The organism is Pedobacter paludisoli, from assembly GCF_052344095.1.
Lineage (GTDB): Bacteria > Bacteroidota > Bacteroidia > Sphingobacteriales > Sphingobacteriaceae > Pedobacter.
Map to the genome: position 1 here is coordinate 3139344 of NZ_CP179926.1, position 11389 is coordinate 3150732.

The 11389-nt window shown below is 37.4% G+C and carries 20 protein-coding genes; 19 read left to right on the forward strand and 1 reads right to left on the reverse strand.

Annotated features, from left to right (window positions below; genetic code table 11):
- Window positions 1-77 precede the first annotated feature (77 nt).
- The 10 genes from ACJVDK_RS12815 to ACJVDK_RS12860 are packed head-to-tail and all read left to right on the forward strand — an operon-like array spanning window position 78 to window position 5676.
- Window positions 78-257 carry a hypothetical protein gene (locus ACJVDK_RS12815; RefSeq protein WP_443937059.1) on the forward strand — a complete coding sequence of 60 codons (180 nt, stop codon included), beginning with the start codon at window positions 78-80 and terminating at the stop codon, window positions 255-257.
- A gap of 5 nt (window positions 258-262) precedes the next feature.
- Complete coding sequence (locus ACJVDK_RS12820; RefSeq protein ID WP_443937060.1) at window positions 263-862, forward strand: hypothetical protein; 600 nt, start codon at window positions 263-265, stop codon at window positions 860-862.
- Between the two features lie 4 nt (window positions 863-866).
- A complete protein-coding gene (locus tag ACJVDK_RS12825) occupies window positions 867-2933 on the forward strand; it encodes a hypothetical protein (RefSeq protein WP_443937061.1) in 2067 nt (688 codons plus the stop codon).
- 8 nt (window positions 2934-2941) lie between these two features.
- The gene (locus ACJVDK_RS12830; RefSeq protein ID WP_443937062.1) at window positions 2942-3808 is read left to right on the forward strand and encodes an AAA family ATPase; all 867 of its coding nucleotides are present in this window, start codon (window positions 2942-2944) and stop codon (window positions 3806-3808) included.
- Complete coding sequence (locus ACJVDK_RS12835; protein WP_443937063.1) at window positions 3808-4470, forward strand: hypothetical protein; 663 nt, start codon at window positions 3808-3810, stop codon at window positions 4468-4470. Before ACJVDK_RS12830 ends, ACJVDK_RS12835 begins: the two co-directional genes overlap by 1 nt.
- Window positions 4471-4475: 5 nt before the next feature.
- Window positions 4476-4841 carry a hypothetical protein gene (locus ACJVDK_RS12840; protein ID WP_443937064.1) on the forward strand — a complete coding sequence of 122 codons (366 nt, stop codon included), beginning with the start codon at window positions 4476-4478 and terminating at the stop codon, window positions 4839-4841.
- Window positions 4842-5066: a hypothetical protein gene (locus ACJVDK_RS12845; protein ID WP_443937065.1), complete on the forward strand. Its 225-nt coding sequence runs from the start codon at window positions 4842-4844 to the stop codon at window positions 5064-5066.
- 2 nt (window positions 5067-5068) lie between these two features.
- Window positions 5069-5248 carry a hypothetical protein gene (locus ACJVDK_RS12850; RefSeq protein ID WP_443937066.1) on the forward strand — a complete coding sequence of 60 codons (180 nt, stop codon included), beginning with the start codon at window positions 5069-5071 and terminating at the stop codon, window positions 5246-5248.
- Between the two features lie 4 nt (window positions 5249-5252).
- A complete protein-coding gene (locus ACJVDK_RS12855; protein ID WP_443937067.1) occupies window positions 5253-5438 on the forward strand; it encodes a hypothetical protein in 186 nt (61 codons plus the stop codon).
- Between the two features lie 13 nt (window positions 5439-5451).
- Window positions 5452-5676 carry a hypothetical protein gene (locus ACJVDK_RS12860; protein ID WP_443937068.1) on the forward strand — a complete coding sequence of 75 codons (225 nt, stop codon included), beginning with the start codon at window positions 5452-5454 and terminating at the stop codon, window positions 5674-5676.
- 50 nt (window positions 5677-5726) lie between these two features.
- On the opposite strand, the gene ACJVDK_RS12865 is transcribed toward ACJVDK_RS12860, so the two are convergent.
- Window positions 5727-7262 (reverse strand): IS1182 family transposase, encoded by a 1536-nt coding sequence (locus tag ACJVDK_RS12865; RefSeq protein WP_443936436.1) that lies wholly within the window; start codon window positions 7260-7262, stop codon window positions 5727-5729.
- Window positions 7263-7367: 105 nt separating this feature from the next.
- On the opposite strand from ACJVDK_RS12865, the gene ACJVDK_RS12870 reads away from it, so the two are divergent.
- From ACJVDK_RS12870 to ACJVDK_RS12910, 9 genes are all read left to right on the forward strand, one after another.
- Window positions 7368-7859, forward strand: coding sequence for a DUF3164 family protein (locus ACJVDK_RS12870; protein ID WP_443937069.1), 492 nt, complete (start codon window positions 7368-7370; stop codon window positions 7857-7859).
- Between the two features lie 246 nt (window positions 7860-8105).
- Complete coding sequence (locus ACJVDK_RS12875) at window positions 8106-8333, forward strand: hypothetical protein (protein ID WP_443937070.1); 228 nt, start codon at window positions 8106-8108, stop codon at window positions 8331-8333.
- 146 nt (window positions 8334-8479) lie between these two features.
- Window positions 8480-8635, forward strand: coding sequence for a hypothetical protein (locus tag ACJVDK_RS12880; RefSeq protein ID WP_443937071.1), 156 nt, complete (start codon window positions 8480-8482; stop codon window positions 8633-8635).
- Between the two features lie 154 nt (window positions 8636-8789).
- Window positions 8790-9080 carry a hypothetical protein gene (locus tag ACJVDK_RS12885; protein WP_443937072.1) on the forward strand — a complete coding sequence of 97 codons (291 nt, stop codon included), beginning with the start codon at window positions 8790-8792 and terminating at the stop codon, window positions 9078-9080.
- Window positions 9081-9237: 157 nt separating this feature from the next.
- A complete protein-coding gene (locus tag ACJVDK_RS12890; protein ID WP_443937073.1) occupies window positions 9238-9633 on the forward strand; it encodes a hypothetical protein in 396 nt (131 codons plus the stop codon).
- Window positions 9630-10088, forward strand: a complete 459-nt coding sequence (locus tag ACJVDK_RS12895) for a hypothetical protein (protein ID WP_443937074.1) — start codon at window positions 9630-9632, stop codon at window positions 10086-10088. Before ACJVDK_RS12890 ends, ACJVDK_RS12895 begins: the two co-directional genes overlap by 4 nt.
- Complete coding sequence (locus ACJVDK_RS12900) at window positions 10018-10740, forward strand: hypothetical protein (RefSeq protein WP_443937075.1); 723 nt, start codon at window positions 10018-10020, stop codon at window positions 10738-10740. The genes ACJVDK_RS12895 and ACJVDK_RS12900 overlap by 71 nt, the downstream gene beginning before the upstream one ends.
- Before the next feature lie 38 nt (window positions 10741-10778).
- Entirely contained in the window at window positions 10779-10967 is a 189-nt protein-coding gene (locus ACJVDK_RS12905) for a hypothetical protein (protein WP_443937076.1), read from the forward strand.
- Entirely contained in the window at window positions 10964-11371 is a 408-nt protein-coding gene (locus ACJVDK_RS12910) for a tetratricopeptide repeat protein (protein WP_443937077.1), read from the forward strand. The genes ACJVDK_RS12905 and ACJVDK_RS12910 overlap by 4 nt, the downstream gene beginning before the upstream one ends.
- The last annotated feature ends 18 nt before the right edge of the window (window positions 11372-11389 follow it).

Sequence of the window (11389 nt, forward strand, 5' to 3'; positions counted from 1 at the left end):
ATAGTTTAATTATTATTTGTTAATTTTAAACAATTGTCTATATATTTGTTTTGTTATTTGAAACAAACACTAAGGTAATGGAAAAAAGAGAAAGTAAAGAATTAGCCGTGATTGAAAGGCTAAGAATTAAATATGGTGTTACACGCCATTATGTGGTGCTAAGCTTAAATGGTAAGCGCACAGGAGACGTACCCGTAACCATAAAAAAAGAGTACGAGGAATTACTGAAAAAAGTAGATGAAGCTTTAAACGGATAGAAACTATGAAAACAGTAGAAGAAGAAATGAAGGAAGAAATTGATTACCGCAAAAAGATAGGTGGTAGTTTAACCCCCAGCCAAATAGACGAAATATCAACTCGTTTCCTACTTAAGAGAAGGGGTTCTCAAAATCATGAAAAGGGAAATCAAGGAAATAATTCCCAAAAGAAAGCTCAGAGAGGGCGTCAGCAAAAACCGCATGAAAATTACGGTACGAACCTCCGTCAACAATATGAGCAATTGGCTCAATTGAACCAAGGAATTTCACAGTTGCTTCGGATAGTTGAAGTGCTGCCAAACGAATCAACAAGTTATCCGGATGATTTACCCACTTCTTTTGTTGCCGTTGAGATGGCGATAGCGAAACATATTTACGAATGTCTTCAAGATGTGCCGAAACGAAAAAGAGATATTTCTTTGCTCCTAACTTTTTTAAGGCTGTACAAAGTTGTTCGATTTGTTCCTGGGAAAAATCCCACCGTATCTCTTCAGCAGGTCCATTTGATTTTACAAGATAATTATAAAGGCTCATCGCTTTGTAGTTTGTTCAATATTTTTTTAGCTGGCTTTATGGTCACTACTACTAAGGTAATAACATTTTAAGGTTATGCAAAAAACATCCCCATACGAATTTTACAATAACAACTACGGTGTTAAACTAAGTTTCTTGGTTAGTGATGTAGATAAACGTCATCCAGAGAGCGTTTGCTTATTTAGCTATGGTGCTTATGAGAAAAGAGCCTTGCGCATTGATGGGTTTAAGTTACGTAGTGGTGGTGGGGCAGGTAATGATGTGCTTGTCAATTTTGCTAAATTAAAACCAGTAGAGCAGAAATCATTGGTCGATAAATTCGGTGATCCAGTTAAAACAACGAAGCTGCACCAATTTGTTGATTACGTAATTTCTGATCAAGCAGCTTTTGAATTTTTCAGCACATACAAGGTTCAAGGCGAACGAAGATTGCCAGCGGAGGTTGTGATAGAATATATTGCAAATGCGGAGGTTTTAAACGCCTGTCATACGATTATTACCAATAATGCCGCTAAGCGTAAGGCTATGGGTGGTACACGGGTTAATATTTGGGAAAAATTAGCGGAATGTATTGTTAACCTTGATCAAAAGGTTTACAAGCATACGCTTCCTGCAAACCCACGTAGGTTGCAAGAAAAATACCGCAAATTCAAGAAGGATAGTTACGTATCGCTTATTCACAAAGGCTTTTGTAATGACAATAGCCGTAAAGTGACGGTTGATATTGAGCGATTGATATTAAGCTTGTATATCCAAAGTAATAACCCTTATGTGGCAGATGTGGTAAATGATTACTGGCGCTTTGTTGCGGGTGATGTAGATATTATTGACTATAAAACAGGTGAGATTTACAATCGGGAGCATTTTTATGAGAATGGGCAACCTATCGTATTAAGTCCTGCAACCTTTTGGAACTATATCAATCAGCCAGCTAATCGTGCGGTGGTAGATAAGTTTAGAATGGACACCCTTACGTATGAGAGCACGCACGGACCACACGTCAATCGCCACCATGCTAAGTACTCATTTAGTAAAATATCAATGGATGACAGGGACCTACCTCGCAAGATGCCGAACGGTAACCGAGTGAAAGCCTATTACGCCTACGATACAACGAGCGGCTGTATTATCGGGGCCTCATATAGCCAAGTTAAAACAACTGATCTATTTATTGATTGCTTACGTAACATGTTTCGCTTCCTAGAGAAAGGAAATTTCGGAACGCCTATGCAGGTGGAAGTTGAACACCACTTAGTTAACGCCTTTAAAGACGACATGATGAAGGCAGGCGTATTATTCCCTTTCGTTCGCTGGGCAAATCCAGGTAACTCGCAAGAGAAATGGGCAGAAACGGGTAACCGCGTAAAAAAATATGGCTACGAAAAGCGCTATCAAGATGGTATTGGCCGATGGTACGCCAAGTTAGAGGCTAATAAAACCAAAAGCGTGAAGGTTTTCGACGAAAAAAACGACACCTACAAAGAAAAAACCTACCCTTTTGAGGTTTTAGTGGCCGATGATAAGGAAATGGTACAAAAGTACAATAACGACCTACACCCGAACCAAAACAAGTACAAGGACATGACCAGGGCGCAAGTATTAGAAATGTATGCCAACCCGGATATGGCCAAAATTGATAAGCCATTATTAACCAAGTTTATTGGCGACAGTACCGCTACCACCATTAGACGAAACCAGTATGTGCAAGTACAATACGCTAAATACGGACTGCCAACGGCTGATGTATTAGCTCAATTAGCACCGAACAATTACGAGGTTACTGCCTACTATTTACGCAACGACTTAAACGAGATTGAGAGTGTGTATCTGTATCAAGATGGTACTTTTATCTGTGAGGCGAAGAAAATTGAAACCTTCAATACCGCCAATGCGGAGTGGAATGACAACGATACGGATGCTTACACCAACCAAATGAAGTACATAAGCCACTTCCGTAGCAATGTATCAAACGGAAAGGCCGAATTAGCTAAAGTAACCGTAGTAGAAAACACCAACTACTACACAGATGTGCCCGTAGAGACTGTATCACAGAATGCTATACAGCCCAATAAAGACTTTGATTTTGACGCCCTATTAGAACAAGAAGATTACATCCAGTTAAATGCAATTAACTCCCTTTAAACTTAAACATGATAACAACAGAAATTAAATCGAAAATCATCGCCGCCATTGCGCTCGATCGCAAAAATTTCGACAGCAATGCAAAACAAGCTGTCGCATTGGAGATAAACTCCGCCATTTTAACCCGTATAAACAACGGAGAAACCGAAAACGTGCTATCCGATGGTAAATGGGTAAGCATTGCAAGAAAGTTGAACGTAGAGCTTACAAACAACCCGATTTGGGTGACAGCTAAGACTGCTGTTTACAATCACGTATACATGCAATTGCAGGCCTGCCAAAAAGCTGCTTTATCTGCGATCCTTTGTGATCAGGCAGGTATTGGAAAAACCTACACAGCCAAGCAGTATGTGAGAGAAAACAAATTCGCCATTTATGTGGATTGCTCGCAAGTAAAATCCAAACAAAAGTTAATCAAGTTCATAGCTAAAGAGTTTGGCTTGAACCACACAGGTAAATACGCAGATGTGTACGATGATTTAGCGTATTACCTAAGAAGTATCATTAACCCGATTATCATTTTAGATGAGGCTGGCGACCTTGAATACACCGCCTTTTTAGAATTAAAAGCTTTGTGGAATGTAACAGAGAAAGCTTGCGCTTGGTATATGATGGGTGCAGATGGCTTGCAAGCGAAGATTGAAAAACACAGAGGTCTTAAAAAAGTTGGTTATGCCGAAATATTTGATCGTTTCGGTAACAAATACCAAACCATTGTCCCGCATGGTAAAGAAGCTAAAGAAGATTTTATACGTCTACAGGTTGCACAAGTTGCGAAAGCAAACGGTGCTACTGATATCCAAACCATTTACGCGCGAACAGAAGGCAGTTTGAGAAGAGTTTATACAGAGGTTCAAAAGTTAAAAATGGCTTAATGACGGTTATATCAGTAAAAAAACGAATAAAAATACCCAACAACGTAATACGAGCAAAGAGTGCAAAGGAGCTTCAAGATGTAAGCTTTAAGGTTTGGCCATTCACAGGGGAATGGAAAGAATTATTAGGAGAGCCAGAAACGTCGGGATGTTGGATGATATGGGGTGGCTCTTTTAATGGAAAATCAAGTTTTGTCTATCGTCTATGTAACTATTTAACCCAGTTCGAAAAAGTGATTTACAACTCACTGGAAGAAGGCTGGTGTCGGGATACCCAAGATTCAGTTAAAAAATTTGGGCTGGATCAAGTTGGGGGTAGATTCCTTCTCCTGAACAAGGAGCCCATGGAAGACCTAATCAAACGATTAGAGAAGCACAAAAGCCCCAACATTGTAATCATTGATAGTTTACAGTATGCGGATTTAAACCTTAAGAGCTACAAAGAATTAAGAGCTAAGTTTCCTAAAAAGCTCTTTATCATCATCAGCCATGCTGAGGGAAAAGAGCCCGAAGGACGTATTGCAAAGAAAATCAAGTACGATGCTGCTAAAAAAATCAGAATAGAAGGATTTAGGGCGTTCTCGCAAGTGCGAGGTAAAGGGCATGGATACTTTGATATATGGCCAGAGGAAGCCGCAAAATATTGGAATGAACTAACATAGTAAAAATGAGAAACTTTAGCGTACACGTGCGGAAAATGGCCTTACATGCCAACATTACCGAGGACTTTATAAATAACCTTTTTTTAGATAGCGCTTCCGAATTTCTGAAGGACTACACTGGTAGTGATAACGCTGCTGCTGTTTGGAAAGCAACCCCCGAGTTTTGGCACTGGTGGCAACAGATTTGGATTAACCGAGATAATATGATTTTAAATCGGTATCCAAATAGAATACAAGCTAGTAACAGGGAACAGCTCTATACCATCTGGCACAGTCCTAAATACATTCAAATGAAGCCTAATAGCGTAGTGTACGATGGTTTCATCAGGACAATGAAAGCAAAAAAAGTAACAATTAATCAAATGGTTTAAATGAATATACATCAAAATTGGTTCGACAATACCGATATAACAACACCTTACAAAGCAACAGGCACAAAATTTAATCTGTCCGGTGAAAAAATTATCAGCGTTTTCCGATTTGCAACCAAAGAGGAAGCGCTAAAATTTCACAAGGAATCGCCCGGAAGATGCCTAGTAAGTCATCACAATTACACAACCAAACAAACTAAAATTATCGCCTACAAATTCAAATAAGAATGCACAACCTTAAATATTATCTAAACAGCGAAGTAAGAATAACTAACGAACACCACCCGCATTACAACTCGGTGGGTAAAGTAACCGGACAAAATGAAAAAGGGCTAATCATTTTCCGATTCGACAAACAAACACAGTTCAATGCCAGTCCCGAAGATATAAAAATAACAAAACGCTAATAACATGTCAAAAAACAACAACAATGCAGGAATCAGTATTCCATCCATTTTAACAATCGTATTTATCGTATTAAAACTTTGTAAAGTAATTAATTGGTCTTGGTGGTGGGTATTACTGCCAACTTGGGGCGGAATCGTCATAATCTTTTTAATTTTTTGCATCATCGTAACCTATAAAACTTTCAAATAATTCAATTACACCCATGACAACAGTAGAAAATACATATACAACCGAACAATTAGAACAAATGCTCGCAGCGGCTAAGAAAAAAGCAGCTGCAGAAAAAAACGCCAGTAAAAAGAAGTACGAAGCCGCGCGCGACAATGCTGTTGAGAGCCTTTTTGAAGGAGGCTGTCCCAAAATACCGAGACGGCCTCTTTTTTATTTTATTTCCAATTTGGTATCATTTGGACATGGTATGGTCTAAAATCAGTTTTAGCTGTTCAATTTTTCAAAAAGCATGAAAAAACAGTCTTTTTAAGCTGCTTTTTTCCTTATATTTTGTGCGATTGCCAATAATCCCCATTCTATTGCCACTTTTTCTTTTCCACGGAGCATAAAGCGGCGGAACCCTTGGTTCTGTTTAATATTTCCGAAAACTGGCTCAACATCATAACATCGTTGCTTTCGCTTCTCAATTCCTTTCTCGCTGTTTAGCAATTGATAAGCTGTTTGTTTATGGCTGAGTAGATTAGTGTTAATTTCTATTATTCGGTTTCCTTGCGATTTATGACAAACACCATTTAATGGGCAATTGCTGCAATTTCTTGCTTGATATCTTTTACTTGTTTGTTCGAAACCGGTACTGGTTTTTCGTTTTGCATCGCCAATGTAATGCATCTGTTGGCCCATTGGGCAGATATAACAATCTTGTTCCTGGTTGTAAAATAACTTGTCGGCTTGAAAGCTTTTCTTACTGGTATATCGTTCATTTTGCTCTTTGTCGAACATATTGTATTTAACATAAGCTTCAATTCCTTTCTGCTCCAATAGTTCGTAATTTTCTTCACTACCATATCCTGCATCTGCGGTAATGCTTTTTAAACTTTTGCCAAAGCTGGTCTCGTGTTGTTCGATGTGGGCTTTTAAAGTGGTGGTATCGGTTGGGTTTGGGTGAATGGTGTAGTTTACAATAAACTGGTTTGAGGTTGATATCTGTACATTATAACCCGCTTTTAACTGGCCATTACGCATATGATCCTCTTTCATACGCATAAATGTGGCATCCTCATCGGTTTTGCTGTAGCTATTGCGATTACCTAAAATAGCCTCTTTTACCTCATATTCAGCTATCTTTTTTGGATATTCTTTACTGATGTATTTCAGCTTGTTTTTAATCTTTTTATTTGCATCGGGATTATCAGCTAATACTTCATTAAGCTTATCTACCGTTGCTTGTACTTTCTCTTTATTTATTTCGGTAAAATCAGGTGGATCAGGAAGTTCATCTTCAGCTTTAGTTATACTTTGGGCATAAGTCCAAATATCGGCTAAAGCCAACTTCATCTTTTCTTTATTGGTTTGAATAGCCTTTTTCCATACAAAAGTATATTTATTGGCATTTGCCTCTATTTTGGTGCCATCGGTATAAACTTCTTCTATACTCAATAAGCCTTCTTCGGCTAATAACAAAACAACTTCTTCGAATATTTTGCGCAAGTGTTCTTTTAAACGAACCCCGCGAAAACGATTAATGGTATTGTGATCTGGATAACTCATTCCACTAAGCCACATAAAGTTAATATTCTCCCGACAAGCAGTTTCTAGTTTCCTGCTGCTATAAACGTTACTTACATACCCATAAACTAGAATCTTTAAGAGCATTTGAGGGTGATAACTCGAGCTGCCTTTGATTTGATAGGCATTTAGCAGGCTTTGGATATTGATTTTGTTTATCACATCGTTAACTATCCTAACTGGGTGCCCTGCAGTTATTAATTCGTCAAATGTAGGTGGAAAAGCCATCATCTGATCTTGGTAATAAGGCTTGAAAACAGGGGTTTTTGACGACATAAATTTCTAAATATTTATACTTAAATATCTGAAATTCAAATGATTAAACAAAATTATTAAACAAGAATTTATCAACTTTTTTTAAAACAAAAAGAGACTGCCTTTTTGAGACAGCCTCTAGCCAATGCCCGATTTAAAAACAAATGCCATGCGGTGATGGCAGATCAGGCGGAACAGCTAAAAGAATATGGCGGTATTCGTAGCAACTCAAAAGGCGGCTTCTCCTTGCCACATAGTAACGGCTTAATCAGTGTTACACGTAGACGTGATACCGACCCAACTTGGGACGAGCGCGCAACCAAGGCTGTGGAACTGATAAAAGATTTTTTGGGCGATGCCATTAAGAAAAGGGATTTAGAGTTATACGACATTCTGATGGGCTTTTTAGAACGAAATGCCAACGGAGACCTTGAATATGCTAAAGTAATGGATTTATTAAAGCATGAGGATAAATTTAACGATACACGTTGGAAAATGGGGCTTCAACTGATTAAAGAAAGCTATCGCCAAAACTTTAAAGCCTTCGCCTACGAGTTTAAACGAATAGACGAAGCAGGTAAATGGAAAACGTTAACTCTAAATTTTTCAAGCTTATAATGGCTTTGGTGTATATTCTCGCTGCTGTACTATGTATAGCAGCGGGATTAATTCTGTTAGATTATTATAGCTGGCGCAGAATTAAAGCCAATCAAAAGCGCTGCGCAAACGGAGTGCATCACTTTAGTAATTGGAAGTATTCTTTTACAACCCACTACGGGGACAAGGATTTTTATAAACGCAGCTGTCATCATTGCGGAATCGTAGACACCATTGTATCACGTTTAGAACCCACATCAAAAACACATGAGTAAGGAAAATATCATAATTGAGCAGCAACGAAAAGAACTCGAACAAAAGTTAAATGAATTAGCCTCTTTTTTAAACAAAAATGGTTTTAGTTATTTCATTGTTGCCGGTAAGGAAAACGAATGCAGCAGATATGCAGGTGGAGACGTGGCGGAGATAGACGGAATGTTAAGACAGTTTGCTGCAGATAATTCCCAAGTAAAAGAATTATTCAAAAATATTTAAAACCAAACCACCCGATAATTTAAAATATCGGGTGGTTTACAGATAAAATTTGATTAAAAGACAATTAGAAAAAGTATTCTTCCTTGCTATTTCTAATAAAATTATTATACGTAGACAATTTTATAATTATGGCAGATTTAAAAAACATGACACCCCCCACTGAAGCAAAGAATGTGTTAGCGGATAGTTACGAGTTTGAGCAGAAAGATTGCCCACATGCAATAGACTGGTTAGACTATCGAAAACCTTTAGATGTAAACCTAACAATGCAGTGTCAAAAATGCGGTAAGGTATTCGAGTAATTTCTGCTAGCGTTAAGGTGCTTTGCGATGTGGCGGTTTCAAGGCACTAAACTTTCAATTTATAACTAATGTTTAATCAATGCACTAACGCTGAATTTTGCACTTCACCCGCCATATTGCAAAACACGTGTTATAGCCAGTTATTCTTAATCAAATGGAAATAATCGTTTTAGGTGAAAAAATAGATACCAAAGAAATCACAGCTATATGGGAGATAGAAAAAGAAAAGAAAATGTTTCTTAACCGTGAGGCTGGTTTTGTTATCAAGTTTATGGATGGCACAACAAAAGTTTTTAAGGAAAATATTCCTTATGAAAGTTATGCAAGCGAGATAGCTTTCAAAAAAGAAAAGTGGGCAAAACTTCAAAAAGAAGTAACGGAAAAATGGGAAAAAGACAAACACGATTTACAAGAGTTTGGATTTGATGTTAAAGTCAGTTTATAATTGGCTATAACTAGCAGATAGACGCAACTCTATTGCGCATATAGCCACAATTGAGTTAGATAAGCGCAGTTAAACAGCTAAAAAACAAGTTATATGTAAAAAATGCAAAAGTTAGTCGATGGAATATATAGCAACAAAAAGTTCCAAATTTAAACGCATGATGAAGCTGTTTAACGATTCTGGAAAAATGGGATACCGTCACACAGCTGCATTTAATGCAAGTAAAGGGAGAACGGAAAGCACAAAAGAGTTATACGAATTTGAAGTTGATCACATTATAATACAACTTCAAAAACTAGCTCCAAAGCAGTCGAGTATTAGCGAAGCTTACCCAGAGCGTAAAAAAATGCGTGGCAAAATAATACACGAATTATGTTTGTTGGGTTATGTAGATAAGAACGGTAAGCCCGACTTTAATAGAATTGACCGATTTATAGTAAATATAGGTAGCCGCAATCCCCGAAAAGTGATTTTAAACTACTTGTATCCGAACGAACTTAAAGCGGTTTTAAATCAAGTTGAAACGATGTATAAAAAGGAATTAAATAGATGACCTTAAACGAGCAAATTGCCTGGTGCAAACTTCAAATTAAATCAGGTTACGAAGTGGTGCCCATCAAAAGCATCTTAACAAGACTTAAAAATTTAGAAAAAAAAACAGATACTCCAGTAACCTATAATCAAAGTCTTATGTGTTACAAAGATTTTTTACGGGATAGAGGCTTGCCATTTATTATGGATGCCCGCCAAGGAGCGGCTTTAAAAAGCATATTAAAAAAATTAATGGGCGCCAGTGTAGATAAAAGCGACGAAGGCGTTTTAGCGAGTTGGAAATTTATTTTGAAAAGCTGGAATCGAACAGGCGATTTTATTGGTCGCCAAATAAAACTAAGTGATATAGATCGAAATCTTTTAGAAATTTTAGACAAAATCAGAAATGGAGCAACAAAAAAACAAGCTAACCTTAACGAAGCCGAACGCTTTCGTGATGAGCTTACAAAAAGATAGCATACGAACTATTGCTAAATTTAGTCGTTATACTCCGATTACAGTGGAAGCTGTTATCGAGTATTCTGATAAATGCAAAAGTAGAATAGAGGATTTAGAGCGCGCACAAAAATTTTATGAAACTGAATACAAAGGAAGTGAAACACTTAAAGAAGAATACCTGTCTATCATAAAAGTAGAATTAAGCCACTTGCGGATAGAGCTAGTTTTTGCGTCAACGCCACAGCCTATGGGGTTAATTCATCAATTGCATGAAAAGGAATGCGAAAATAGCCTTTGTTTGCTAATTAATGATTTAAGGGAGTTTTTCTTAGTGGAAAACATGATTAATACGAAAGGTATTTTGGCCTTGGCTCCTCTTGTTATTGGGGAGTTTCCAGGCTTGTCTTTAGAAGAGGTTACCATTTGTTTTGCCCAGGCTAAAAAGGGATACTATGGCGAGGTATACAACCGCCTTGATGGCCAAATTATTTTAAAATGGTTACGCCTGTATCAAGCCGAAAAAGTTGAACGGATAAAGCAAAAACAGCAAGAACGGCATGTGACTAGCAAATCCGATATTCAGCGCAGGGACTATATTGATACCCGGAATGAGCGGATACAACTGGCCCATGCAGCTATTGCTCTCGAACGGTCGGTATTGAAGAAATAGCTTTTTTTTGTATTTTTGGGTTTAAAGCTATCTATTTAATGCGTAATCCAGAATTGCTAACCATCCGCAACGAACAAATTTACGCCCGATACGGCGAGATGTATTTTGGCCAACTAATGCGTGATGACGAGATTTTTAAGATTTTAACCAATGAATTCCATTTAGAAAAGCGTACCTTATATCACATCATTTTACAAAAAGACAAAGAAAAAGCAATTGCAGTATGAAAAAACTAATTTTATTATCCGTATTCTGTTTTTTAGTTGGTTTTGCTAAGGCACAAACAGCTGATGAATTATTTGATAAGGGTGAGTATATAAAAGCTTTAACTGCTTATGAAAAGGTAATTAAAGTGGACAGCACGAATGTTAAGGCTTTAAATAGGCTTGGTTTTATTTGGATGCAAACTGGTACTGGTACTTGGTGGCCAATTAACTATTTCGAAAAAGCACTTAGATACGAACCAAATAATGTTGTAAGTAATTATTATTTAGGGTTAACCTATAAAGGGAGTATCCAAAAGTATAACGAAAAGGATAGGAATATGGTGATTACATTAGCCAAAAAATACCTTACCATTGCTTCTAGCCTCGGTAGTGATGAAGCAAAGCAAGAATTAAAAGGCCTTTAAATGGTATTTAATAGAAAA